At 60.1% G+C, this 25519-nt stretch carries 25 protein-coding genes and 1 pseudogene; 12 read left to right on the top strand and 14 right to left on the bottom strand.

Annotated elements, in window-relative coordinates; translation table 11 throughout:
• Positions 1 to 261: 261 nt before the first annotated feature.
• The 4 genes from GPL81_RS22650 to dadA all read right to left on the bottom strand — a co-directional run bounded on the left by GPL81_RS22650 (position 262) and on the right by dadA (position 4037).
• Positions 262 to 678 carry a c-type cytochrome gene (locus GPL81_RS22650; protein WP_096514245.1) on the bottom strand — a complete coding sequence of 139 codons (417 nt, stop codon included), beginning with the start codon at positions 676 to 678 and terminating at the stop codon, positions 262 to 264.
• 182 nt (positions 679 to 860) lie between these two features.
• Positions 861 to 1409: a cupin domain-containing protein gene (locus tag GPL81_RS22645; protein ID WP_007947433.1), complete on the bottom strand. Its 549-nt coding sequence runs from the start codon at positions 1407 to 1409 to the stop codon at positions 861 to 863.
• A 128-nt stretch (positions 1410 to 1537) separates the two neighbouring features.
• Positions 1538 to 2611 carry an alanine racemase gene (gene alr / locus GPL81_RS22640; RefSeq protein ID WP_096514244.1) on the bottom strand — a complete coding sequence of 358 codons (1074 nt, stop codon included), beginning with the start codon at positions 2609 to 2611 and terminating at the stop codon, positions 1538 to 1540.
• 121 nt (positions 2612 to 2732) lie between these two features.
• Positions 2733 to 4037, bottom strand: a complete 1305-nt coding sequence (dadA, locus tag GPL81_RS22635; protein WP_160108514.1) for a D-amino acid dehydrogenase — start codon at positions 4035 to 4037, stop codon at positions 2733 to 2735.
• Positions 4038 to 4194: 157 nt separating this feature from the next.
• Here dadA and GPL81_RS22630 point away from each other — a divergent pair, with 157 nt between their 5' ends.
• Positions 4195 to 4683, top strand: a complete 489-nt coding sequence (locus tag GPL81_RS22630; protein ID WP_095194410.1) for an Lrp/AsnC ligand binding domain-containing protein — start codon at positions 4195 to 4197, stop codon at positions 4681 to 4683.
• A gap of 127 nt (positions 4684 to 4810) precedes the next feature.
• Here the strand turns inward: GPL81_RS22630 and GPL81_RS22625 are convergent, their stop codons facing one another.
• Positions 4811 to 5164 carry a YkgJ family cysteine cluster protein gene (locus GPL81_RS22625; protein ID WP_160108513.1) on the bottom strand — a complete coding sequence of 118 codons (354 nt, stop codon included), beginning with the start codon at positions 5162 to 5164 and terminating at the stop codon, positions 4811 to 4813.
• A gap of 147 nt (positions 5165 to 5311) precedes the next feature.
• On the opposite strand from GPL81_RS22625, the gene GPL81_RS22620 reads away from it, so the two are divergent.
• Positions 5312 to 6604 carry an NAD(P)/FAD-dependent oxidoreductase gene (locus tag GPL81_RS22620; protein ID WP_160108512.1) on the top strand — a complete coding sequence of 431 codons (1293 nt, stop codon included), beginning with the start codon at positions 5312 to 5314 and terminating at the stop codon, positions 6602 to 6604.
• Between the two features lie 117 nt (positions 6605 to 6721).
• Here the strand turns inward: GPL81_RS22620 and GPL81_RS22615 are convergent, their stop codons facing one another.
• The gene (locus tag GPL81_RS22615) at positions 6722 to 6967 is read right to left on the bottom strand and encodes a DUF1127 domain-containing protein (RefSeq protein ID WP_160108511.1); all 246 of its coding nucleotides are present in this window, start codon (positions 6965 to 6967) and stop codon (positions 6722 to 6724) included.
• Positions 6968 to 7146: 179 nt separating this feature from the next.
• Between GPL81_RS22615 and GPL81_RS22610 the strand changes: the two genes are divergently transcribed.
• Both GPL81_RS22610 and GPL81_RS22605 read left to right on the top strand, forming a co-directional pair.
• Positions 7147 to 8580, top strand: coding sequence for an aminotransferase-like domain-containing protein (locus tag GPL81_RS22610; RefSeq protein ID WP_160108510.1), 1434 nt, complete (start codon positions 7147 to 7149; stop codon positions 8578 to 8580).
• 60 nt (positions 8581 to 8640) lie between these two features.
• The gene (locus tag GPL81_RS22605; protein ID WP_160108509.1) at positions 8641 to 10209 is read left to right on the top strand and encodes a phospholipase D family protein; all 1569 of its coding nucleotides are present in this window, start codon (positions 8641 to 8643) and stop codon (positions 10207 to 10209) included.
• On the opposite strand, the gene GPL81_RS22600 is transcribed toward GPL81_RS22605, so the two are convergent.
• Entirely contained in the window at positions 10206 to 11351 is a 1146-nt protein-coding gene (locus tag GPL81_RS22600) for an MFS transporter (RefSeq protein WP_160108508.1), read from the bottom strand. The two genes, GPL81_RS22605 and GPL81_RS22600, sit on opposite strands and share 4 nt — an antisense overlap.
• A 190-nt stretch (positions 11352 to 11541) precedes the next feature.
• Positions 11542 to 13035, bottom strand: coding sequence for an aldehyde dehydrogenase (locus tag GPL81_RS22595; RefSeq protein WP_160108507.1), 1494 nt, complete (start codon positions 13033 to 13035; stop codon positions 11542 to 11544).
• Between the two features lie 235 nt (positions 13036 to 13270).
• Between GPL81_RS22595 and GPL81_RS22590 the strand changes: the two genes are divergently transcribed.
• Positions 13271 to 13633: a cupin domain-containing protein gene (locus GPL81_RS22590; protein WP_096514236.1), complete on the top strand. Its 363-nt coding sequence runs from the start codon at positions 13271 to 13273 to the stop codon at positions 13631 to 13633.
• 188 nt (positions 13634 to 13821) lie between these two features.
• Here GPL81_RS22590 and rpmG read toward each other — a convergent pair whose 3' ends face one another.
• On the bottom strand, positions 13822 to 13977 hold the full coding sequence (gene rpmG / locus GPL81_RS22585) for a 50S ribosomal protein L33 (protein WP_003177274.1): 156 nt from the start codon (positions 13975 to 13977) through the stop codon (positions 13822 to 13824).
• Positions 13978 to 13988: 11 nt separating this feature from the next.
• Positions 13989 to 14222, bottom strand: a complete 234-nt coding sequence (gene rpmB, locus GPL81_RS22580; protein WP_034147715.1) for a 50S ribosomal protein L28 — start codon at positions 14220 to 14222, stop codon at positions 13989 to 13991.
• Between the two features lie 445 nt (positions 14223 to 14667).
• On the opposite strand from rpmB, the gene GPL81_RS22575 reads away from it, so the two are divergent.
• The gene (locus GPL81_RS22575) at positions 14668 to 16254 is read left to right on the top strand and encodes an ABC transporter substrate-binding protein (protein WP_160108506.1); all 1587 of its coding nucleotides are present in this window, start codon (positions 14668 to 14670) and stop codon (positions 16252 to 16254) included.
• Between the two features lie 117 nt (positions 16255 to 16371).
• Here the strand turns inward: GPL81_RS22575 and radC are convergent, their stop codons facing one another.
• Positions 16372 to 17046, bottom strand: coding sequence for a RadC family protein (gene radC, locus GPL81_RS22570; RefSeq protein WP_160108505.1), 675 nt, complete (start codon positions 17044 to 17046; stop codon positions 16372 to 16374).
• A gap of 135 nt (positions 17047 to 17181) precedes the next feature.
• Here radC and coaBC point away from each other — a divergent pair, with 135 nt between their 5' ends.
• The 4 genes and pseudogenes from coaBC (at position 17182) to argB (ending at position 21427) form a co-directional block, all read left to right on the top strand.
• Positions 17182 to 18390, top strand: coding sequence for a bifunctional phosphopantothenoylcysteine decarboxylase/phosphopantothenate--cysteine ligase CoaBC (gene coaBC, locus GPL81_RS22565; protein ID WP_121104290.1), 1209 nt, complete (start codon positions 17182 to 17184; stop codon positions 18388 to 18390).
• Between the two features lie 5 nt (positions 18391 to 18395).
• On the top strand, positions 18396 to 18851 hold the full coding sequence (gene dut / locus GPL81_RS22560; protein WP_160108504.1) for a dUTP diphosphatase: 456 nt from the start codon (positions 18396 to 18398) through the stop codon (positions 18849 to 18851).
• A gap of 276 nt (positions 18852 to 19127) precedes the next feature.
• Positions 19128 to 20504, top strand: a pseudogene (locus tag GPL81_RS22555) (phosphomannomutase/phosphoglucomutase); the annotation flags it as partial.
• Positions 20505 to 20521: 17 nt separating this feature from the next.
• Positions 20522 to 21427, top strand: coding sequence for an acetylglutamate kinase (gene argB, locus GPL81_RS22550; protein WP_110965528.1), 906 nt, complete (start codon positions 20522 to 20524; stop codon positions 21425 to 21427).
• 167 nt (positions 21428 to 21594) lie between these two features.
• Here argB and pyrE read toward each other — a convergent pair whose 3' ends face one another.
• Positions 21595 to 22239: an orotate phosphoribosyltransferase gene (gene pyrE, locus GPL81_RS22545; protein WP_011336558.1), complete on the bottom strand. Its 645-nt coding sequence runs from the start codon at positions 22237 to 22239 to the stop codon at positions 21595 to 21597.
• A gap of 82 nt (positions 22240 to 22321) precedes the next feature.
• Here pyrE and GPL81_RS22540 point away from each other — a divergent pair, with 82 nt between their 5' ends.
• Positions 22322 to 23101 (top strand): exodeoxyribonuclease III, encoded by a 780-nt coding sequence (locus GPL81_RS22540; protein WP_053163881.1) that lies wholly within the window; start codon positions 22322 to 22324, stop codon positions 23099 to 23101.
• 159 nt (positions 23102 to 23260) lie between these two features.
• Here GPL81_RS22540 and GPL81_RS22535 read toward each other — a convergent pair whose 3' ends face one another.
• Complete coding sequence (locus tag GPL81_RS22535) at positions 23261 to 23629, bottom strand: DUF4870 domain-containing protein (protein ID WP_096514230.1); 369 nt, start codon at positions 23627 to 23629, stop codon at positions 23261 to 23263.
• 28 nt (positions 23630 to 23657) lie between these two features.
• The gene (gene rph / locus GPL81_RS22530; RefSeq protein ID WP_047535109.1) at positions 23658 to 24380 is read right to left on the bottom strand and encodes a ribonuclease PH; all 723 of its coding nucleotides are present in this window, start codon (positions 24378 to 24380) and stop codon (positions 23658 to 23660) included.
• Positions 24381 to 24647: 267 nt separating this feature from the next.
• On the opposite strand from rph, the gene GPL81_RS22525 reads away from it, so the two are divergent.
• Positions 24648 to 25511 carry a YicC/YloC family endoribonuclease gene (locus GPL81_RS22525; protein WP_096514229.1) on the top strand — a complete coding sequence of 288 codons (864 nt, stop codon included), beginning with the start codon at positions 24648 to 24650 and terminating at the stop codon, positions 25509 to 25511.
• Positions 25512 to 25519 lie beyond the last annotated feature (8 nt).

Raw genomic sequence — 25519 nt, 5'->3', positions numbered from 1 at the left:
CCTCCCATGCATTCCATGAAGCAGGTTGGACCGAGCTTGCCGGGTCTTTGCTTCGGCCGCCACAAAAAACCTTGTAGGAGCGAGCTTGCTCCGGGCGGCGTTCCGACGAAGAACCTGATGCTCCGCGGGGTGCCTGGCTTGCCGTGTCATCGTTGACGACCATCGCGAGCGAGCTCGCAACTACAGGGATCAGCGATCCTTTATCGGAATCGCAGGCACAAAAAAGCCGCTCGCAAGCGGCTTTTTTGCTGAAGATGAAGGCTATTTCAGACCCGACATCTTCTGGATCGCACCTTTGAGCTCGGCGTCTGCGCAATCGGCGCAGGTGCCTTTTGGCGGCATCGAATTGAGGCCGGTGATCGCCTTCGCGAGCAGACCGTCAACACCGCCTTCTTTCTTGGCGCGCTCGCCCCAGGCGGCAGCATCACCTATCTTCGGCGCGCCCAACAGGCCGGTGCCGTGGCAAGCATTGCAATGTTTTGCAATGACTTCGTCAGGCGTCTTGGCACCACCGCCGCCGCCGGCAGCAGAGGCCACTTCCATGCCCTTGCACTCTTGACCTTGAACACAGACCTGGCCGACTGGCTCAAGGCGTTTGGCGATTGCGTCGTTGGTCGCAGCTTGAGCGCTGACAGCCCAGAGGGCCAGTACGGTTGCTGGTACGGCCAGCATTTTCATAATTAGGTTCACGCGTTCACCCTCAATGGTGGCTAGTCACGCCTACGGCCACGGTTCGCAGGCGGGCGCAAGTATAGCGGTAAGCCCGCGACACTGAAACAACCCCAAAGTCGAAGGGGTCTTGTTGCGCAACGGAAAAACAGCTCGGGTACCTCCGCCGTGCTGGCAGGGCGCCTCTTCTCTTAAAAATTCGCGGGTGTAGCTGCGCTGATTAGTCGCGCCGGCGCATCGAACGGATTACGGAAACGGTGTGGCTTGGTACTTTCAAAGTAGTAGCTATCGCCGGCTTCGAGCACAAATGTTTCAAGCCCGACCACCAACTCCAGCCGACCTTCCACCAGAATTCCGGTTTCCTCGCCTTCGTGGGTGAGCATCTCGTCACCGGTATCGGCGCCTGGCGGGTAGATTTCATTGAGGAACGCGATAGCCCGGCTCGGGTGCGCCCGACCGACCAGTTTCATGGTCACGGCACCGTCGGAAATGTCGATCAGCTCGTTGGCCTTGTAGACGATCTGAGTCGGCTTTTCCTGCAGGATCTCTTCGGAAAAGAACTCGACCATGGACATGGGAATTCCGCCCAGCACTTTGCGCAGCGAACTGATCGAGGGGCTGACGCTGTTCTTTTCGATCATCGAAATGGTGCTGTTGGTCACGCCCGCGCGTTTGGCGAGTTCACGCTGGGAAAGCCCTTTGAGCTTACGGATCGATTGCAGTCGTTCACCGACGTCCAAAGCTTGCGCCTCCAGGAATCAGGGTTGTTGAAATATTGATCGTTATCATGGCGACAGCGTTCAGTATTTACAACACCTCGACCTGAATCCTGTTCAGTGAGGCGACTTCCGGTTCGTAGCGCCCGGCGTCAGCTACCGGAATAGAGCATTGGCACCCGGCGCAGGTTGCAGAAGATCTGGTAAGGAATAGTGCCCGCTGCGATGGCCACATCGCTGGCGAGGATGTTTTTGCCCCACAACTCCACGGTCGAGCCCAGGCCGGCTTGCGGAATATCCGTCAGGTCGACGCACAGCATGTCCATCGATACCCGGCCGATCAACTGGCTGCGTTGCCCGGCCACCAACACCGGGGTACCGGTTGGCGCCAGCCGTGGATAACCGTCGGCGTAACCCATGGCCACCACGCCAACGCGCATCGGCTTTTGGGTGATGAATCTGGCACCGTAGCCGATCGGCTCGCCGGCCGGCAGCTCACGCACGCTGATCACTTTTGATTCGAGGGTCATCACCGGTTGCAGGCGCGAGGCCACGGCGTTGGCTTCCTCGAACGGCGTGGCGCCGTAGAGCATGATGCCCGGACGCACCCAGTCGCTCGGAATTTGCGGCCAACCGAGCACCGCCGGCGAATTGCGCAGGCTGACTTCGGCTGACAACCCCTGACGCGCCGCTTCAAACACCGCGACCTGCTCGGCACTGGCCTGGCAGTTCAATTCATCGGCACGGGCGAAGTGGCTCATCAGCACAATCCTGGCCACTTTGCCGCTGGCCAGCAGCCGTTGATAGGCCGGCTGATAATCCTTCGGATGCAGACCAACCCGGTGCATGCCCGAATCGAGCTTGAGCCAGACCGTGATCGGTTTGCTCAGTGCCGCTTTCTCGATGGCTTCGAGCTGCCACAACGAATGCACCACGCACCAGAAGTCATGCTCGACGATCAGCGGCAGTTCATCGGCTTCGAAAAAACCTTCCAGCAGCAACACCGGCGCGCGAATGCCGGCGGCACGCAGCTCCAGGGCTTCCTCGATGCAGGCCACGGCAAACCCGTCCGCTTCGGCTTCAAGCGCCTGGGCGCAACGCACCGCGCCATGACCATAGGCATCGGCCTTGATCACCGCAAGGGCTTTGGCACCCGTGACTTCACGGGCAATCTGGTAGTTGTGGCGCAGGGCTTGAAGGTCGATCAGGGCACGGGCAGGACGCATGGCGGCAGACTTCTGGTCGGTCGTTGGGAAGAAAAACCGGCGCTGCGGGCGGCGATAACCGCCAGTAGCACCGGGAGAGGGATTTTGCGTTGTTGATTATCGCAGCGCGACTACCGTGAACTCACTGATGAGCCGGCGCCGGGCTGCCATGTTTTGCAGGCTCCGGCAGTTTGCTGCCATACCGGGAAATATCGAGGCCTTCGGCGCTGATCTGCGGCTTTTTCTTCGCCATCAGATCTGCCAGCAAGCGACCCGAGCCGCAAGCCATGGTCCAGCCGAGCGTACCGTGGCCGGTGTTCAAGAACAGGTTCTTGAACGGGGTAGCGCCGACAATCGGCGTACCGTCCGGCGTGGTTGGACGCAGGCCGGTCCAGAAACTGGCCTGGGCCAGATCGCCGCCCTGAGGATAAAGGTCGTTGACGATCATCTCCAGGGTTTCGCGCCGACGCGGGTTCAGCGACAGGTCAAAACCGGCGATTTCCGCCATGCCGCCGACACGGATGCGGTTGTCGAAACGGGTGATCGCGACCTTGTAGGTCTCGTCGAGAATGGTCGAGGTCGGGGCCATCGCCGGGTTGGTGATCGGCACGGTCAGGGAGTAACCCTTGAGCGGATACACCGGCGCCTTGATGCCCAGCGGCTTGAGCAGTTGTGGCGAGTAGCTGCCGAGTGCCAGCACGTAGCGGTCAGCGGTTTCCAGCTTGCCATCGATCCACACGCCGTTGATGCGGTCGCCGGCGAAGTCGAGGCGCTGGATGTCCTGGCCGAAACGGAATTGCACACCGAGTTTCGCGGCCATTTCAGCAAGCTTGGTGGTGAACATCTGGCAGTCGCCGGTCTGGTCGTTCGGCAGGCGCAGGGCACCGGCGAGAATATCGGTGACGCTGGCCAGGGCTGGTTCAACGCGGGCGATGCCTTCGCGGTCGAGCAATTCGAACGGCACGCCGGACTCTTTCAGCACGGCGATGTCCTTTGCGGCACCATCGAGCTGAGCCTGGGTGCGGAACAATTGGGTAGTCCCGAGGCTGCGGCCTTCGTAGGCAATGCCGGTTTCGGCGCGCAGTTCGTCGAGGCAGTCACGGCTGTACTCGGACAGACGGACCATGCGCTCCTTGTTCACCGCATAACGGCTGGCGGTGCAGTTGCGCAGCATCTGTGCCATCCACAGGTACTGGTCGATATCGGCGGTGGCCTTGATCGCCAGTGGCGCGTGACGCTGCAACAGCCACTTGATGGCTTTGAGCGGCACACCTGGTGCGGCCCACGGCGAGGCATAACCCGGCGACACCTGGCCGGCGTTGGCGAAACTGGTCTCCATGGCAGCAGCTGGCTGCCGGTCGACAACCACCACTTCAAACCCGGCACGGGCCAGATAATAAGCACTGGTGGTACCGATGACGCCGCTACCCAAGACCATAACGCGCATTTTCATATCCCTCATCGCGGCTGACCGCTGACGTGTGTAGTACAGAGCTTTAGATGTGCGCAGTGTAAAAAAGATTAGGCAGTGATTTTCACTATATAAGCGCCTATATTTGGCGACAATTCTCGGCAAAAACCCTTTTCACGGAGGCGCATCCCCTATGCGTACCAACACTCAAACCAAACGTGAGCTGGACAAGATCGACCGCAGCATCCTGCGGATCCTGCAAGCGGACGGGCGCATCTCATTCACCGAGCTTGGGGAAAAGGTCGGGCTCTCGACCACGCCCTGCACCGAGCGGGTGCGGCGCCTGGAGCGTGAAGGGATCATTATGGGCTACAACGCGCGGCTCAATCCGCAGCACCTCAAGGGGAGCCTGCTGGTGTTCGTCGAGATCAGCCTGGACTACAAATCCGGCGATACTTTCGAAGAGTTCCGACGCGCAGTGCTGAAACTGCCGCATGTGCTGGAGTGCCATCTGGTGTCAGGGGATTTCGACTACCTGGTGAAGGCGCGGATTTCCGAGATGGCCTCGTACCGCAAATTGCTGGGCGACATCCTGCTCAAGCTGCCCCATGTGCGCGAATCCAAGAGTTATATCGTGATGGAAGAGGTGAAGGAGAGCTTGAGTTTGCCGATTCCGGATTGACCATTTTGCGGTGCTTGTTCGGGCCCTATCGCGGGCAAGCCCGCTCCCACAGGTACGGCGTTGAACCTGTGGGAGCGGGCTTGCCCGCGATTGAGTCGACTCGAATCTACGGAAGTAACGCTTTCGGTTAAACCAATACCTGCCGGTTACTGGCCATGTACTCGAACACCTGCCTCTCCACCCGTGGATGAATCAACTCCACCGGCCGCCGTCCATTGGGGCATGGCAAGGTCTGGGTGGTGCCAAACAGTCTGCAAATCAACGGTCGCTCGTCATACACCGTGCAGCCATTCGGCCCCAGGTGCACGCAATTGAGTTCGTCCATCGCCGCCTCCTGCTCGGCCCGGGTCTTGCGCGGCAGGCGCGACATTTCTTCCGGCGAAGTGGTCACCGGGCCGCAGCAGTCATGGCAGCCAGGCACGCATTCGAACGAGGGAATCTGCTGGCGCAGTGTGCGGATTTTCTGGCTGTTGCAGCTCATCGTGGCGCTGACCGATAACGGGATAGGGCGTGATTCTGAGGCAAAAGCCGCGATCCAGACAGCGGCAACCGACCAATGTTGCCCGCCTGCGAAGGTCCGGCTTATCCTCCGTCAAGTTTTCTAAACATACGTATCAGGATGACGCCCATGAATGCCGGTGCCCAGCACGCTGCCTCCTACTACGCCGCCAGCAGCCTGCCGCAGCCAGATTATCCGGCGCTCACAGGCGAAATACTGGCCGACGTGTGCGTGGTCGGTGGCGGTTTCTCGGGATTGAACACGGCGCTGGAACTGGCTGAACGCGGCCTCAGCGTGGTGTTGCTGGAAGCCCGCAAAATCGGCTGGGGCGCCAGCGGGCGCAACGGCGGGCAGCTGATTCGCGGGGTCGGCCACGGCCTTGATCAGTTCGCAAACATCATCGGTGCCGACGGCGTGCGTCAGATGAAACTCATGGGTTTGGAAGCCGTGGAAATCGTCCGGCAGCGGGTCGACCGTTTTCAGATCCCCTGCGACCTGACCTGGGGTTACTGCGACCTGGCCAACAAGCCCCGCGACCTGGAAGGTTTTGCAGAAGATGCCGAAGAGCTGCGCAGCCTTGGCTACCGCTACGAAACCCGCCTGCTACAAGCCCATGAAATGCACACCGTAGTGGGTTCCGCCCGCTACGTTGGCGGGTTGATCGACATGGGCTCCGGGCATTTGCACCCGCTGAACCTGGCGCTGGGCGAAGCTGCCGCTGCGCAACAACTGGGCGCCAGGCTGTTCGAACAGTCGGCCGTCACCCGCATCGATTACGGCCCCGAGGTGAAGGTGCATACCGCCCGGGGCACGGTCCGCGCCAAGACGCTGGTGCTGGGTTGCAATGCCTACCTCAATGAACTCAATCCAGAACTCAGCGGCAAGGTCCTGCCCGCCGGCAGCTACATCATCGCCACCGAGCCCTTGAGCGAAGAACTGGCGCATTCACTATTGCCGCAAAACATGGCGGTCTGCGATCAACGGGTGGCGCTGGACTATTACCGGCTCTCGGCCGACCGCCGCTTATTGTTCGGCGGCGCCTGCCATTATTCGGGACGGGACCCTAAAGACATCGCGGCCTATATGCGGCCGAAGATGCTGGATGTTTTTCCGCAATTAGGCGACGTGAAGATCGATTACCAATGGGGCGGCATGATCGGCATCGGCGCCAACCGCCTGCCGCAGATCGGTCGGCTCAAAGACCAGCCGAATGTGTATTACGCCCAGGCTTATTCCGGTCATGGCGTGAACGCCACGCACCTGGCGGGCAAGCTGTTGGCTGAGGCGATCAGCGGACAAGAGAGTGGAGGCTTTGACCTGTTTGCGAAGGTGCCACACATTACCTTCCCGGGCGGCAGGCATTTGCGCTCGCCGTTGTTGGCGCTGGGGATGTTGTGGCATCGGTTCAAAGAGTGGGCCTGAGGGCCTCAGGGTGTCATTCTGGACGCCATCGCGGGCAAGCCTTGCTCCCACAGAACAGCGCGTATCCTGTGGGAGCAAGGCTTGCCCGCGATGAGGCCCGCAAGAACGCTGAAAAAATCAGATCCTCCAGAAAGGCTTCAGCCCCTCCTCCCGCGCCTGCTCACGGCTCAAGCCGACATCCTTGAGCTGCTCTGGCGTGAGGCTTAGCAATGCCCTGCGCGTGTGCAGACGATGCCAGAACAGATCCCAGCGACTCAAGCCACGCGGTGCATTGCGCATCTTCGCCCCGCGCGCACCGTTGTCTTGCCCTTTCGCCAGTTCCTGACTGTGTAACGTCAGCCGCACATCGCTCAAGCCGTTCATTTTGATTGCTCCTGTTTACTTGGGTAGCCAGAGCTTTCATGATGCGTGGACGACGAAAACCATTACAGATTCAACACAGCTGTATTATTTCCATACAGATTGCCCGCTCCAGACTCTGAATCCTTGATTTTTCATCCATCTGTACTGGTCAACCGAATCACCCACATCGAGACTGCACCATGACCCTTTACGTCAACCTCGCCGAATTGCTCGGCACGCGTATCGAACAGGGCTTCTATCGCCCCGGTGACCGGTTGCCGTCGGTGCGGGCGCTGAGCGTCGAACATGGTGTCAGCCTTAGCACCGTGCAGCAGGCTTACCGCATGCTGGAAGACAGCGGACTGGCTACGCCAAGGCCTAAATCCGGGTATTTCGTGCCGGTCAGTCGCGAGTTGCCGGAGCTGCCGGCGGTGGGCCGCCCCGCTCAGCGGCCCGTGGACATTTCCCAATGGGATCAGGTGCTGGAACTGATCCGCGCGGTGCCGCGCAAGGATGTGGTGCAACTGGGTCGCGGCATGCCGGACATCACCACCCCGACCTTGAAACCTCTGCTACGGGGCCTGGCGAAGCTCAGTCGTCGGCAGGACATGCCCGGTCTGTATTACGACAACATTCACGGCAACCTTGAACTGCGCGAACAGATCGCCCGGCTGATGCTCGATTCCGGCTGCCAACTGAGCCCCGGCGACCTGGTGGTGACGACCGGCTGCCACGAAGCGTTATCCACCAGCATTCGCTCGATCTGCGACCCGGGCGATATCGTGGCCGTGGATTCGCCGAGCTTTCATGGCGCCATGCAAACCCTCAAGGGCCTGGGCATGAAAGCCCTGGAAATCCCCACCGACCCGCTCACCGGGATCAGTCTGGACGCACTGGAACTGGCCCTGGAGCAATGGCCGATCAAAGCCATACAGTTGACCCCCAATTGCAACAACCCGCTGGGCTACATCATGCCGGAGTCGCGCAAACGCGCACTGTTGACGCTCGCACAGCGTTTCGACGTGGCGATCATCGAAGACGATGTGTATGGCGAACTTGCCTACACCTATCCGCGCCCACGCACGATCAAATCCTTCGACGAGGATGGCCGCGTCCTGCTGTGCAGTTCATTTTCCAAGACCCTCGCCCCCGGCCTGCGTATTGGCTGGGTTGCGCCCGGACGTTATCTGGAACGGGTACTGCACATGAAATACATCAGCACCGGTTCCACCGCGCCGCAGCCGCAGATTGCCATTGCCGAATTCCTCAAGAGCGGTCACTTCGAACCGCATTTGCGGCGGATGCGCACTCAATACCAGCGTAATCGCGATGTCATGATCGATTGGGTCACCCGCTACTTTCCCGCCGGCACCCGCGCCAGCCGTCCACAAGGCAGCTTCATGCTTTGGGTTGAACTACCGGAAGGCTTTGACACCTTGAAACTGAATCGTGACTTGCATGATCAAGGCGTACAGATTGCCGTCGGCAGCATCTTTTCTGCCTCTGGCAAGTACCGCAATTGCCTGCGCATGAACTACGCTGCCAAACCAACGGCACAGATTGAAGACGCCGTGCGAAAGGTCGGCACCGCCGCCATCAAGCTGCTGGCGCAAACCGATGGGCTGACCGACTGACCTTTCTGCGGAGATCAACGTCCATATGCCAACATCTGCCGCCAATCGGAACGATCCCAAGTGAGAGTCAGACAGCCGCTGCTAGCTCTTGTGTTACTTGCTTCGTTCCTCGGCGGCTGCACCAGCCTCGATGTGCAACGCGAGCCGAGTCAGGCGCTGCCGGCAAGCGCTTCGGCATTCGGCCGCTCGGTCCAGGCCCAGGCGGCGCCCCATGAAGGAAAATCGGGCTTTCGCCTGCTATCCGATAGCACCGAAGCCTTCACCGCCCGCGCCGAGCTGATTCGCAACGCCCAAAGCAGCCTCGACTTGCAGTACTACATCGTCCATGACGGCATCAGCACGCGCATGCTGCTGGAGGAACTGCTCAAGGCTGCCGACCGCGGCGTGCGAGTGCGCATATTGCTCGACGACACCACCAGCGATGGCCTGGACGTCACCATCGCCACCCTGGCAGCGCACCCACAAATTCAGATTCGTGTGTTCAACCCCCTGCATCTGGGTCGCAGCACCGGCGTCACACGCACCATGGGTCGCCTGTTCAACCTGTCGCGGCAACACCGGCGAATGCACAACAAGTTGTGGCTGGCCGACAACAGCATGGCCATTGTCGGCGGACGCAATCTGGGGGACGAGTACTTCGATGCCGAGCCCAAACTGAACTTCACTGACATCGACATCCTCGGCGTCGGCCCGGTCGCCGAACAGCTGGGACACAGTTTCGACCAGTACTGGAACAGCGCCCTGAGCAAACCGATCGATGCGTTCGTATCCAGCCAACCGACCGCTAAAGACCTGCAAAACACCCGGACCCGGCTGGAAGAGTCCCTGGCGCAATATCGCCAGCAGAATCACGCGCTCTATCAGCAACTGATGACCTTCAAAACCGAACCGCGCCTGGACATCTGGCGCAAGGAACTGGTCTGGGCGTGGAATCAGGCGCTTTGGGATGCCCCGAGCAAGATACTGGCCAAGGGCGACCCCGATCCGCAGTTGCTGTTGACCACCCAATTGGCGCCCGAACTCAATGGCGTCAGCAAAGAGCTGATCATGGTTTCAGCCTACTTCGTACCCGGGCAACCGGGATTGGTGTACCTGACCGGCCGCGCCGATGCAGGGGTCTCGGTACGGCTGCTGACCAATTCACTGGAAGCCACTGACGTACCGGCAGTACATGGCGGTTATGCACCGTATCGCAAGGCATTACTGGAGCACGGGGTGGAACTCTTCGAATTGCGTCGCCAACCCGGCGATGCAAGCGGAAGCGCACCTCGCCTGTTTTCCAGCAGCGCCTATGGCGATTCCGATTCCAGCCTGCACAGCAAGGCGATCGTTTTCGACCAGCAGAAAGCCTTCATCGGCTCGTTCAACTTCGATCCGCGCTCGGCGCTGTGGAACACCGAAGTCGGTGTGCTGGTGGACAACCCGGAACTCGCGAAACGTGTCCGCGAGCTGGCATTGGAGGGCATGGCGCCGCCCCTGAGTTATCAGGTACGACTGGAAAATGACCACATCGTCTGGATCACCGAAGATGACGGGAAAATGCACACCCTGACCAGGGAACCGGGCAGTTGGTGGCGGCGCTTCAATGCCTGGCTGAGCAATACCGTCGGCCTGGAGCGGATGCTCTAGGCCGGTTCGCCAACCCTACCGAACGCCCCTTGGCGCGACAGCAGAATCACCAGGCCAAGCGCCCCCGCCGCCATCAGCAACGGCAACGCATGCCCGCTGATCCATTGGCTGCCGGCACCGGCGATCAACGGCCCGAGCAAGCAACCGATCCCCCACAGCTGCGCAATGTGCGCATTGGCACGAACCAGTGCATCGTCGCGATAGCGCTCGCCGATCAGGATCAGGGACAAGGTAAACAAACCGCCGGCACTGGCACCGAACAGTACCCACAGCGGCCAGATCAGCAGCGTGTCAATCAGCAACGGGATCGCCAGGCTCGACACCAGCAAGACCATCGCGCAACCGGTGAACAAGGCGCGGCGCGACATGCGATCCGCCAGCGCCCCGATCGGCAATTGCAGCAAGGCATCGCCCACCACCACGGTGCTGACCATCGCCAGGGCGATTTCCGTGGTGAAGCCCTGACGCAGGCAATACACCGGCAACAACGTCAGGATCATCGCCTCGAATGCCGCAAACAGCGACACCGCCCAGGCGATCGCCGGCAGGCCACGGCAAAAGGTCAGCAGGTCGCCAAAGGTCACGCTGCAGGCTTCACTGCTGGGCGCGCCACTGCGACCCAGTAGCAGGAACGGTGCCGCCACCAACAATCCGACGCCGACCCAGAAGCCGTAATCGTGATCAGTGCCCAGCACACCCAATAAAATCGGCCCGGCCAACTGACTCAACGCGTAGCTGCTGCCGTATAACGCCACCAACCGCCCGCGCCATTCTTCGACCACCAGTTGGTTGATCCAGCTTTCACCGAGGATGAAGACAAGGGTCAGAACCACCCCGATCATCAAGCGCAGCACCAGCCAGATCGGGTAGCTCGGCAACAGTGCCAGCAAACCGATGGACACCGCCCCGCCCCATAGACACAGGCGCATCAGATTGGCGGTGCCGAGACGTGCCGCCAGGTGACTGGAGATCTTCGCCCCCAGCAGAACGCCAATGGCCGGCATCGCCGCCATCACACCGATGGCAAACGAGCCGTAACCCCAGCTTTCCAGGCGAAACGACACCAGCGGCATGCTGACCCCCAGGGCCAGGCCAACACTCAAGACAGACGCCAACACGGCGAAATACGTCGCCCAACGCATGTTCCACGCTCCTGTGGATATTTATTTTTACAGGCGACACAAAGCAAATGTGGGAGCGGGCTTGCCCGCGAAGAGGCCATCACATCCAACATCAATGTTGACTGTCATGGCGCCTTCGCGGGCAAGCCCGCTCCCACAAGGGATCTGCGTCGTTCAGGAGTCCGGGTTGTTACCGGACCCCATCACGGACTTACAACTTGATCCAGGTCGCCTTCAGCTCGGTGTACTTGTCGAACGCGTGCAGCGACTTGTCACGACCGTTGCCGGACTGCTTGAAGCCACCGAACGGTGCCGTCATGTCGCCGCCATCGTACTGGTTGACCCAGACGCTACCGGCACGCAGCGCCCTGGCGGTCAGGTGAGCCTTGGAGATGTCCGTGGTCCACACCGCCGCGGCGAGGCCGTAAGGCGTGTCGTTGGCAATCGCGACGGCTTCTTCGGCGGTATCGAATTCGATGACCGACAAAACCGGGCCAAAAATTTCTTCCTGGGCGATTTTCATCGCGTTGCTCACGCCATCGAAAATCGTCGGCTCAACGTAGGTGCCACCGGTTTCCTGGAGGGTACGCTTGCCACCGGCCACCAGTTTGGCGCCGTCGTTGTGACCGGATTCGATGTAGGACAGCACGGTATTCATCTGCTGGGTATCCACCAGCGCGCCGACGTTGGTCGCCGGATCCAGCGGATTACCCGGCTTCCAGGCCTTCAGGGCCTCGATCACCAGCGGCAGGAATTTGTCCTTGATGGAGCGCTCCACCAGCAGGCGCGAACCGGCGGTGCAGACTTCGCCCTGGTTGAACGCGATGGCGCCGGCCGCTGCTTCGGCAGCCGCTTGAAGGTCCGGCGCATCGGCGAACACGATGTTCGGGCTCTTGCCGCCGGCTTCCAGCCAGACGCGTTTCATGTTCGACTCACCGGAGTAGATCAACAGTTGCTTGGCGATCTTGGTTGAACCGGTGAACACCAGGGTGTCGACGTCGTTGTGCAGGGCCAGGGCCTTGCCGACGGTGTGACCGTAGCCTGGCAACACGTTCAGCACGCCTTTCGGGATGCCGGCTTCGACAGCCAGTTCAGCGATACGGATGGCGGTCAGCGGGGATTTTTCGGATGGCTTGAGAATCACCGAGTTACCGGTCGACAGCGCCGGGCCGAGTTTCCAGCAGGCCATCATCAATGGGAAGTTCCATGGGACGATGGCGCCAACCACGCCGACCGGCTCACGGGTCACCAGACCCAGTTGATCGTGCGGGGTAGCAGCGACTTCGTCGTAGATCTTGTCGATGGCTTCGCCGCTCCAGCTCAGGGCTTGCGCCGCGCCGGGAACGTCGATGTACAGGGAATCGCTGATCGGCTTGCCCATATCCAGGGTTTCAAGCAGGGCCAGCTCTTCGGCGTGCTGTTTGAGCAGGCCGGCGAAGCGGATCATGGTGGATTTGCGTTTGGTCGGCGCCAGGCGCGACCAGACGCCGGAATTGAAGGTGGCGCGAGCGTTTTCCACGGCGCGCTGGGCATCGGCAGCGTCACAGCTGGCAATCTTACCCAGCAGACGGCCATCGACCGGGCTGATGCACTCGAAGGTCTCGCCCGAGACGGCATCGGTGTATTCACCATTGATGTAGGCGCGGCCTTCGATCTTCAGATCGCGAGCCTTTTGTTCCCAATCGGCACGAGTCAGGGTGGTCATTCGAGTGTCCTCCTCTTATTGAATACGACACCCGCGTTCTTCGCGGGCGCTGTCAGGAATTCTGCCCGGCCAGCCTGCTTATCGGCCCAAGGCAACCACCACCCTAAACCAGCGACAGGTGAAGTTTCAATATATTTGACATAAGGCCGGCAAACGGCCTTGCGATGTTCATTTTAATAAACATAGACTTTGCCTAAACCAACCACTCGCGTCGCATTCACGGGGGAATACAACAATGAGCATCCAGAAAATCGTCGACTTCAGCCAGGCCACCACCGCAGCCGAGCGCTATCGCCCGGACCCGGCCAGAGTACTCAAGGGCGATCCTGAGCAAGTGGTTTACAACCACTACAACAGCCCGTGTGGCCAATTGAACGCCGGCGTATGGGAAGGGGCCGTCGGCCACTGGACGGTGAATTTCACCGAGCACGAATACTGCGAAATCGTGCAGGGTGTTTCCGTATTGCGCGACCTCGATGGTAACGCCAAGACTGTGCGCGCCGGCGATCGTTTTGTCATACCGGCTGGTTTTCGTGGCACCTGGGAAGTGCTGGAGCCTTGCCGCAAGATCTATGTGGCGTTTGAACAGAAGGCCTGAAGATTTGTGTTGTCAGGCCTGGCCTCATCCGAGCAGTCTCACTCCTACAAGGGGTCAGTGTGAACTCGGACAATGTAGGAGCGAGCCTGCTCGCGAAGGGGCCCTGACAGGCGCTGCATAACCCACAGGCAACAAAAAAGGCCCGTATCTCGCGATACGGGCCTTTTTCGTAAGTCGGGAAAAATCAATTACTTGATTTTGCCTTCCTTGTAGATCACGTGCTTGCGAACAACCGGATCATATTTCTTGATCTCGATTTTGTCCGGAGTAGTACGCTTGTTCTTGTCGGTAGTGTAGAAGTGACCAGTACCGGCGCTCGAAATCAAACGAATCAATTCACGCATGATTAGCTCCCTTAGATCTTGCCGGCTTTGCGAATTTCGGCCAGCACAGCAGTGATGCCGCGCTTGTCGATGATACGCATGCCTTTGGCAGATACGCGCAGACGCACGAAACGTTTCTCTTCTTCAACCCAGAAGCGGTGATGCTGCAGGTTCGGCAGGAAACGACGACGGGTTTTGTTGTTTGCGTGGGAAATGTTATTCCCAGTCACCGGACCCTTACCGGTAACTTGACATACTCTAGACATGCCTCAGCCCTCTAAAACCACATGCCCAACCCGGCATGGGTTGGCCGCTTAATCTCTAGTCATTGTGGCGCCAGGCGCCGCGATTCTTTAGAGGTCTTACCGGCTACACCTACAGTGAAGGAACCGGGCCCCTAGAAAAGAGCGCTGCTTTATACCAGAAAGACTGGAGAGCAACAACATTCGCTGTGCCTTGAATGGAGAAAACCCCGTTTTTTCACGCCTCAAGCGCTTTGGATAAAGGCTGTCGGCGATTGCGACCGCTCGTCGCAGAGAATCCTTGCGACTCGCAACTCCAAAGGTTTTCCACCCGACTACAGCAAAATCAATCGCCTATAGTCCTCTCAAAATGAAAAAGGGGATAGTCATTTGCAAAGGAGCCCACTAGGGTAGGCTTTTTCCAGACTGCACTTGCAGATGGGCCTTCGATCTGTAAAGGAATCCGACCATGCGCCTCGCTGCCTTACCGCTGTTGCTCGCCCCAATTCTGCTGAGCCCACAGGCCATGGCGGCCGCTTTGAGCGTCTGCACCGAGGCCAGCCCCGAAGGTTTCGACGTGGTGCAATACAACTCGCTGACCACCACCAACGCCTCGGCCGATGTGCTGATGAACCGCCTGGTGGACTTCGATACGGCCAGCGGCAAAGTGGTCGCCAGCCTCGCCGACAGCTGGGAAGTCAGCCCCGACGGCTTGACCTATGTGTTCAAGCTGCACCCGCAGGTCAAATTCCACCGCACCGAGTACTTCAGCCCGACGCGTGAGTTGACCGCCGAAGACGTGAAATTCAGCTTCGACCGCATGCTCGACCCGGCCAATCCATGGCACAAGGTCGCCCAAAGTGGCTTCCCCCATGCGCAATCAATGCAGTTGCCAGCACTGATCAATAAAATCGACGCTCTCGACCCGCTGACCGTGCGCTTCACTCTGGATCATCCGGATTCGACCTTCCTCGCGACCCTGAGCATGGGATTCGCCTCGATCTACTCGGCCGAGTATGCCGATACATTGCTCAAGGCAGGCACCCCGGAGAAGCTCAACAGCCAGCCCATTGGCAGCGGTCCGTTCGTTTTCACGCGCTTCCAGAAAGACGCCTCCATTCGCTACAAGGCCAACCCGGATTACTTCCGTGGCAAGCCTTCGGTAGACCCGCTGATCTTCGCCATCACCCCGGACGCCAACGTGCGCCTGCAGAAGTTGCGCCGCAATGAATGCCAGATCGCCCTGTCGCCCAAGCCGCTGGACGTACAGGCAGCACTCAAGGAGCCGACCCTGAAAGTGGAAAAGACTGACGCGTTCATGACCGCATTCGTCGGCATCAACAGTCAGCATCCACCGCTGGACAAGCCTGAAGTGCGCCAGGCAATCAACCTCGCCTTCGACAAGGCCAATTACGTCAAAGCCGTGTTCGAAGACACCGCCGAGGCTGCCAACGGCCCCTACCCGCCCAATACCTGGAGCTACGCCAAAAACCTGCCGGGCTACCCCCATGACGTGGAGAAAGCCAAGGCATTGATGGCCAAGGCCGGGCTCAAGGATGGCTTTCAAACCACGATCTGGACTCGCCCCTCGGGCAGCCTGCTGAACCCGAACCCGAGCCTTGGCGCCCAACTGCTGCAGTCCGACCTCGCGGAGATCGGCATTCAGGCCGAGATCCGTGTAATCGAATGGGGTGAGCTGATTCGCCGCGCCAAGGCCGGTGAACATGACCTGCTGTTCATGGGCTGGGCCGGTGACAACGGCGACCCGGACAACTTCCTCACACCGCAGTTTTCCTGCGCCGCGGTCAAGTCCGGTACCAACTTCGCCCGCTACTGCAACCCGGACCTGGACAAACTCATCAGCGCCGGCAAGACCACCGGCGAGCAAGGTGTGCGCACCAAGCTCTACGAACAGGCCCAGACGCAGATCCAGCAACAGGCCCTGTGGCTGCCCCTGGCCCACCCGACTGCCTTTGCCCTGACGCGCAAGGATGTCGAGGGTTACTCGGTCAGTCCGTTCGGGCGCCAGGATTACTCCAAGGTGACCTTCAAATAGCCAGAAAGTGACTTGTAGGAGCTGGCTTGCCAGCGAATGCGTCCGAAAGACCAATGCAAGACTCGAGGACGATTCGCCAGCAAGCCGGCTCCTACAGGGTTATGTGTTCCTCACCCCTCACATCCAGCCGTACTCAGCCATCGAAAGCGGATCGCCATCACCGATGATGAAGTGATCGAGCACCCGCACATCGATTAGTTCCAAGGCCTTTTGCAGGCGCTTGGTCAGCGATCGATCGGCCTGACTAGGGGTGGAGTTACCCGACGGGTGGTTGTGACACAAGATTAACGCAGCGGCGTTATGCGCCAGAGCACGCTTGACCACTTGTCGGGGATAGACACTGGTGCTGTCGATAGAGCCGCGAAACAGCGACTCAAAGGCCAACGCTCGATGCTTCGAATCCAGAAACAGGCAGCCGAATACTTCATGCGGCTCATGACGCAGCATTGACTTCAAGTAGTCGCGCACAGCCACGGGATTCTCCAACACCGAATTGTGCCGCAGGCGCTCAGCCAGATGGCGCCGCCCCATCTCCAGCACCGCCTGTAGCTGTGCAAACTTTGCCGGCCCGAGCCCGAGCTCACCACTGAAGGCCCGCAAATCCGCTTCCAGCAGATTGCGCAGGCTGCCAAACCGACTCAGCAGATGCCGCGCCAGGTCCACCGCGCTTTTGCCGGATACACCGGTTCGTAAAAAAATGGCCAGCAACTCGGCATCCGAAAGGCTTGCCGGTCCCTGCTCAAGAAGCTTTTCCCGCGGCCGCTCCGCCGCCGGCCAATCGCGAATACTCATAGCACCTCCCTGTCTGTGGGCGCCGCTGTTCCGTAGCGGTCGCTGTGATATCGTAGCCCATCTTTTTTGCGGGCGAATTCACCCTGGGGAGGGGGTTTCGCTACGTATGTCACTCACGAATTGAAAGGCAGGCCTATGCAGCGGCTGTATCGGAAACGCATTGTTCTGGGCGTCGGCGGCGGCATTGCTGCCTACAAGAGCGCCGATCTGGTTCGCCGCCTGATGGACCAGGGCGCCGAAGTGCGCGTGGTCATGACCCGTGGCGGCGCCGAGTTCATCACCCCGCTGACCATGCAGGCCCTGTCCGGGCACCCTGTGCACCTGGATTTGCTGGACCCGGCGGCCGAGGCAGCCATGGGCCACATCGAGCTGGCCAAATGGGCCGACCTGGTGCTGATCGCCCCCGCCACCGCCGACCTGATTGCCCGGCTGGCCCAAGGCATTGCCGACGACCTGCTGACCACGCTGGTGCTGGCCACCGACGCGGTGGTCGCGGTTGCCCCGGCGATGAACCAGGCCATGTGGCGCGACCCGGCGACCCAAGCCAACCTGCAAACCCTTGAAAGCCGTGACCTGAAAGTTTTCGGACCGGCCTCAGGCAGCCAGGCCTGCGGCGATGTCGGCCTGGGTCGCATGCTCGAAGCCACCGATCTGGCCCAACTCGCCGCAGACTGCTTCCAGCGCCAGGCGCTGACCGGCAAACACGTGCTGATCACCGCCGGCCCGACCCAGGAAAACATCGACCCGGTGCGCTACATCACCAACCACAGCTCCGGAAAAATGGGCTTTGCCCTGGCCGAAGCCGCTGTTGAGGCCGGCGCCCGCGTGACCCTGATCACGGGCCCGGTGCACCTGCCGACTCCGGATCGCGTCACCCGCATTGACGTGGTCAGTGCCCGCGACATGCTGGCCGCCTGCGAAGCTGCGATCCCTTGCGACCTGTTCATCGCCTCCGCTGCGGTCGCCGACTACCGCCCGGAAGTCGTCGCGCCACAAAAACTCAAGAAAGATCCTACGAACGGCGACGGCTTGTTGCTACAAATGGTGCGCAACCCGGACATCCTGGCCAGCATCGCCACGCGCCCTGACCGCCCGTTCAGTGTTGGTTTCGCCGCCGAAACCGAACACCTGCTCGACTACGCTGCCCGCAAGTTGAAAGACAAGAATCTCGATCTGATCGTCGCCAACGACGTTGCCAACCCGAGCATTGGCTTCAACAGCGAAGAAAACGCCTGCAGCGTGATCGACCGCCAGCTACACGCCACACTTTTCGCCCAGACCAGCAAGAGCAAGATTGCTCGCCAGCTGATCACCTTTATCGCTGAACGACTGAACCAGGTTTAATTTACATGCACGCTTTGCAAGCCAAGATCCTCGACCCACGCATCGGTACCGAATTCCCGCTGCCGCAATACGCCACACCGGGCTCCGCCGGCCTCGACCTGCGCGCCATGCTGGAACGGGACACCGTGATCAAGCCGGGTGAAACCGTGCTGATCCCTACCGGCCTGTCGGTCTACATCGGTGATCCGAACCTGGCGGCGCTGATTCTGCCGCGTTCGGGAATGGGCCATAAACACGGCATCGTACTGGGTAACCTGGTCGGCCTGATCGACTCGGATTACCAGGGCCCATTGATGGTTTCGTGCTGGAACCGTGGCCAGACCGAATTCACCATGCCGGTCGGCGAGCGCCTGGCACAACTGGTGCTGGTGCCGGTGGTGCAGGCTCACTTCGAGATGGTTGAAGAGTTTGTTGAAACCGAGCGCGGCACTGGCGGTTTCGGTCATACCGGTACCCGTTGATCCAGTCACGCTCTTTTGTGGCGGGGGGGCAAGCTNNCCCCAACCCCCCCCGCCACAAAATTCAAATTGTCATCTGCAAGGCTCAGCACCGAAAATCAAGGCGCTACCTGGCCAAACCCTTGCCCTCTGGGGCGTCATGGCCCTTTCACACCACGAACTCTCTGTGGAAAACGCCGTCATACCCTTCAGTTTGAACCTGCCGTCGAATGACTCGGCGTCCTGTCCAGCCACTTTCGAGATGGAGCATTTCCACAGATGAACACCCCGGCCAAAATCGCACCCAAGTTCCCCGACAGCATTTTCCGCGCCTATGACATTCGCGGCACCGTGCCGGAATTCCTGAACGCTGAAACCGCTTACTGGATCGGCCGCGCCGTCGGCTCGCAAAGCCTGGCCCAAGGCGAACCGAACGTGTCTGTTGGTCGCGATGGCCGCTTGTCCGGCCCGGAACTGGTCGCGCAACTGATCAAAGGCATCGCCGACAGCGGCTGCCACGTCAGTGACGTTGGCCTGGTGCCAACGCCTGCGCTGTATTACGCCGCCAACGTGCTCGCCGGCAAATCCGGCGTGATGCTCACCGGCAGCCACAACCCGTCGAACTACAACGGCTTCAAAATCGTCATTGCCGGCGACACCCTGGCCAACGAGCAGATCCAGGCCCTGCACGACCGACTCAAGAACAACGACCTGAGCAGCGGCAAGGGCAGCATCACCCAGGTCGAGATCCTCGACCGCTATAACACCGAAATCGTCCAGGACATCAAACTGGCCCGCCGCCTGAAAGTAGTCGTCGACTGCGGCAACGGCGCGGCCGGCGTGATCGCCCCGCAACTGATCGAAGCGCTGAACTGCGAAGTCATCCCGCTGTTCTGCGAAGTGGATGGCAACTTCCCGAACCACCACCCGGACCCGGGCAAGCCTGAAAACCTCGTGGACCTGATCAACAAGGTCAAGGAAACCAAGGCTGACATCGGCCTGGCCTTCGACGGCGACGGTGACCGCGTCGGCGTGGTGACCAACACCGGCAGCATCGTCTACCCGGACCGCCTGCTGATGCTGTTCGCCCGCGACGTCGTGGCGCGCAACCCTGGCGCGGAGATCATCTTCGACGTCAAATGCACCCGTCGCCTGATCCCGCTCATCAAGGAATACGGCGGCCGCTCGCTAATGTGGAAGACCGGCCACTCGTTAATCAAAAAGAAAATGAAACAATCCGGCGCCCTGTTGGCCGGCGAAATGAGCGGACACATCTTTTTCAAGGAGCGCTGGTTCGGTTTCGACGACGGCATTTACAGCGCCGCGCGGTTGCTCGAGATCCTCAGCAAGGAAAAATCCACCGCGGAAGAGCTGTTCGCCACCTTCCCGAACGATATTTCTACGCCGGAAATCAATATCCATGTGACCGAAGAGAGCAAATTCAGCATCATTGATGCACTGCACGACGCGCAGTGGGGCACAGGCGCCGACCTGACCACCATTGACGGCGTGCGAGTCGACTATGCCAAAGGCTGGGGCCTGGTTCGCGCCTCCAACACCACACCGGTGCTGGTGCTGCGCTTCGAGGCCGATGACGAGGCTGAATTGCAACGCATCAAGGACGTCTTCCATGTCCAGTTGAAGCGTGTTGCACCTGATCTCCAACTACCGTTCTGATTCACCCGGAGCCCTGAATGACCCTCGAACGCGAAGCCGCCGCCAACACCGCCAAGGTCCTGTCCGAAGCGCTGCCTTACATTCGCCGCTATGTCGGCAAGACGCTGGTGATCAAATACGGCGGTAACGCGATGGAAAGCGAGGAGCTGAAAACCGGCTTCGCCCGCGACATCGTGCTGATGAAAGCCGTCGGCATCAACCCGGTCGTGGTTCATGGCGGCGGTCCGCAAATCGGTGACTTGCTCAAGCGCCTGTCGATCGAGAGCCACTTTGTCGACGGCATGCGCGTCACCGACGCCGCGACCATGGACGTGGTAGAAATGGTCCTCGGCGGTCAGGTCAACAAGGACATCGTCAACCTGATCAACCGTCATGGCGGCAGCGCCATCGGCCTGACCGGTAAAGACGCCGAGCTGATTCGCGCCAAGAAACTCACCGTCACCCGCCAGACCCCGGAGATGACCCAGCCGGAAATCATCGACATCGGTCACGTCGGCGAAGTGGTCGGGATCAACACCGACCTGCTGAACCTGCTGGTCAAAGGCGATTTCATTCCGGTGATCGCTCCAATCGGCGTTGGCGAAAACGGCGAGTCGTACAACATCAACGCTGACCTGGTAGCCGGTAAAGTGGCTGAAGCGCTGAAGGCCGAGAAGCTGATGCTGCTGACCAACATCGCCGGCCTGATGGACAAGTCGGGCAAGGTCCTGACCGGCCTGAGCACGCAGCAGGTCGACGATCTGATCGCCGACGGCACCATCTACGGCGGCATGCTGCCGAAGATCCGTTGCGCGCTGGAAGCGGTCCAGGGCGGCGTGGGTAGCTCGCTGATCATCGACGGCCGCGTGCCGAATGCGATCCTGCTGGAAATCTTCACCGACACCGGTGTGGGCACCCTGATCAGCAATCGCAAGCGTCACTAAGCGCAAGCGCATGCAAAAAGACCCCGCTCAGCCTGGCTGAGCGGGGTCTTTTTGTGTTCGCTGTTCCTTGTGGGAGCAAGGCTTGCCCGCGATGAACGATAACGCGGTGCCACTGACACACCGCGGCGCATCAATCGCGGGCAAGCCTTGCTCCCACAGGTCCGCGGCTAAACGCCGAATTGGGCGCGGTACGCTTCGACGGCAGGCAAATGCTGCTTGAGCTGCGGATCGTCAGCCAGGAATTCCAGCACCTGGTTCAGCGAAACGATGCTGATTACCGGAATACCGAAGTCACGCTCCACTTCCTGGATCGCCGACAACTCGCCGTTGCCACGCTCCTGACGGTTCAGCGCAATCAACACGCCGGCAGCCTTGGCCCCGTCCTGGGAAGCGATGATCTGCATCACTTCACGGATGGCGGTGCCGGCGGTGATCACGTCGTCGATGATCAAAACGTCGCCAGTCAGCGGTGCGCCAACCAGACTGCCGCCTTCGCCGTGAGCCTTGGCTTCCTTGCGGTTGAAGCACCATGGCAGGTCACGGTTGTGATGTTCGGCCAGTGCCACCGCAGTGGTCGCCGCCAGGGGAATGCCCTTGTAGGCCGGACCGAACAGAACATCGAAGGGAATGCCGCTCTCGGCAATGGCTGCGGCGTAGAAACGCCCCAGCTGCGCCAGGGCCGAACCCGAGTTGAACAGGCCCGCATTGAAGAAGTAAGGACTGGTGCGCCCGGACTTCAGGGTGAACTCACCGAAGCGCAAAACGCCGCGATCGATGGCAAAACGAATGAAATCGCGCTGATACGCTTGCATGAAAAAAACCCCAAATACCACGGATTTAGCTAATTAGCTTGACGCCGTGTATCATACACGCACGCGATTTTTGGGGCCATTTATGCGGATCATCAGTGTGAACGTCAATGGTATTCAGGCTGCAGTCGAGCGAGGTTTGCTCAGTTGGCTGCAAGCACAGAATGCCGACGTCATCTGCCTGCAGGACACCCGTGCCTCCGCCTTTGAACTGGATGACCCAGCCTTCCAACTGGATGGCTACTTCCTTTATGCCTGCGATGCTGAAGTCCCTGCCCAAGGCGGCGTGGCTTTGTATTCGCGGTTGCAACCGAAGGCTGTCATCAGCGGTCTCGGTTTCGAGACGGCCGACCGCTACGGGCGCTACCTGCAAGCCGATTTCGACAAAGTCAGTATTGCAACCCTGTTGCTTCCATCGGGTATGAACGGCGATGAAGACTTGAACCAGAAGTTCAAGCTCATGGACGATTTCGCCAAGTACCTGGACAAGCAACGGCGCAAACGCCGCGAGTACATTTATTGTGGCTCGCTGTATGTGGCGCAACAGAAGCTGGACATCAAGAACTGGCGCGACAGCCAGCAATCCCCGGGCTTCCTGGCGCCTGAACGCGCCTGGATGGACGAGATTGTCGGCAACATGGGTTACGTCGATGCCCTGCGTGAAGTCAGCCGCGAAGGCGATCAGTACAGCTGGTGGCCGGACAACGAACAGGCCGAAATGCTCAACCTGGGCTGGCGCTTCGACTATCAGCTGCTGACTCCGGGCCTGCGCCGCTTCGTACGCAGCGCACGCTTGCCACGTCAGCCGCGGTTCTCGCAACACGCACCGCTGATCGTGGACTACGACTGGACGCTGACCATCTAAGCGTCAGATACAAAAAAGCCGACAGCAATGTCGGCTTTTTTGTGGACGCCTGTTTTCTGTAGGAGCAAAGCTTGCTCGCGATGAACGATGACGCGGTGTATCTGATGAACCGCGGCGCCTGGATCGCGAGCAAGCTTTGCTCCTACAGGACCGTGGTCACTATTTGATCAATCGCCAGGTGAACGGATAACGGTAAGGGAAACCCTCATTGGCTTTCACACCCGCGATGATGGTCAAGACCAGCGCGCCGATGGCAATCAAGCCAAACAGGAAGAACCCGATAATCACCACCATCAGCAGGAAGCAGATCGCAGACGCAATGGCGACGGTGATCTGGAAGTTCAGCGCTTCCTTGCCTTGAGCATCGATGAACGGGTCCATCTCGCGCTTCATCTGCCACAGAATCAAAGGGCCGATCAGCGTGCCGAACGGAATCCAGATCCCCAGCAAGGCGGACAAGTGACAAAACATCGCCCACTGCCGAACCTCTTTGCTTGGGGCGGGAAGCAGCTGTTGCTCGTCACTCATGGCGTCCTCCTTGTCCGTGGCAATCCGATCAGTCAGCCAGTGCAGCCTTTTGCAGATCGAAGATTTCGTTCATGCCTTTCTTCGCCAGTTCCAGCATGGCGTTCAGCTCTTCAGGCTGGAACGGCGCGCCTTCTGCAGTACCCTGGACTTCGATGAAGCCGCCAGTGCTGGTCATTACCACGTTCAGGTCAGTCTCGGCAGCCGAGTCTTCCAGGTAGTCGAGGTCGAGTACCGGCTCACCCTGGTACATGCCGACCGAAACGGCGCCGATCATTTGTTTCAGCGGGTCGCCACCTTTCAGGCCACCGCGCTTTTTGATCACTTTCAGGGCATCGACCAAAGCGACCATGGCACCGGTGATGGACGCGGTACGAGTGCCGCCGTCGGCCTGGATCACGTCGCAATCGACGTACAGGGTGACGTCGCCCAGCTTGGACATGTCCAGCGCAGCGCGCAGGGAACGGCCGATCAGGCGCTGGATTTCCAGGGTACGACCGCCCTGCTTGCCGCGGCTCGCTTCGCGCTGGTTGCGCTCGCCGGTGGCGCGCGGGAGCATGCCGTACTCAGCGGTCAACCAACCCTGACCCTGCCCCTTGAGGAAGCGCGGCACGCCGTTTTCGACGCTGACGGTGCAGATGACCTTGGTATCACCGAACTCGACCAGTACAGATCCCTCGGCGTGTTTGGTGTAGTTGCGGGTAATGCGGATCGAGCGGAGCTGATCGGCAGCGCGACCACTTGGACGTTTCATAAGGGATACCTGTACGGGGACGGAAAACTGCGGAGCATTATAGAGCTGCCAGCCGCGCCTGGGCACTTCTAAAAAAATCCTCCGACGACCGAGGGCTCTGAACAGCCCGTCGCCGACGGTCTGCAGCCCTTTGTCACACCGTGTGTTTGGGCGCACCCACGCCACTGCGCTACAATCCTGCGCCTTTGCTGCCAGTCGGCTTAAATTCATTGATATCGGGTTGCCGGAATGTCCGTTCCGGGCCGATCTGCATTGCGAGGTACCTCCATGGTGCACAGCATGACCGCCTTCGCCCGCGTCGAGAAAGCCGGCGTCCAGGGCACCCTGAGCTGGGAACTGCGCTCGGTCAACAGCCGCTACCTGGAACCCCACCTGCGTTTGCCGGAGTCCTTTCGCGACCTCGAAGGCGCTGTGCGCGAGGCGCTGCGCCAGGGCGTGTCCCGGGGCAAGCTCGAATGCACCCTGCGCTTCACCGAAGAAAACACCGGCAAACCGCTGCAAGTGGACCAGGCACGCGCCGCACAACTGGTCGCGGCGGCCGAGACTGTCGCCAGCCTGATCAAAAATCCGGCAGCGCTGAACCCGCTCGAAGTCCTGGCCTGGCCCGGCGTGCTGGTGGGCGACGCGACTGATCCGCAAGCCTTGAACGCCGAAGCACTGGCGCTGTTCAACCAAGGCCTGAAGGAGCTCAAGGCCGGTCGCGAGCGCGAAGGCGCGGAGCTGGCGCGGTTGATCGACGATCGCCTGACGTCGATTGAAGAAGACGTGGTGACCCTGCGCGAACTGGTACCGCAGATGCTCGCCACCCAGCGCCAGAAAGTGCTCGATCGCTTTGCCGACATGAAGGCCGAGATGGATCCGCAGCGCCTGGAGCAGGAAATGGTCATGCTCGCGCAAAAAAGCGACGTCGCCGAAGAACTGGATCGCCTGAGCACTCACATCATCGAAGTACGTCGGGTGCTCAAGTCCGGCGGCGCTGCCGGTCGGCGCCTGGACTTCCTGATGCAGGAACTCAATCGCGAAGCCAACACACTGGGCTCCAAAGCCTTCGACCCGCGCAGCACACAAGCGGCGGTCAACCTCAAGGTGTTGATCGAGCAAATGCGCGAACAAGTGCAGAATATTGAGTAAGGCATACC

Origin of the sequence: Pseudomonas izuensis, assembly GCF_009861505.1 — a bacterium.
Lineage (GTDB): Bacteria > Pseudomonadota > Gammaproteobacteria > Pseudomonadales > Pseudomonadaceae > Aquipseudomonas > Aquipseudomonas izuensis.
This window is presented reverse-complemented; position numbering and strand designations above follow the sequence as displayed.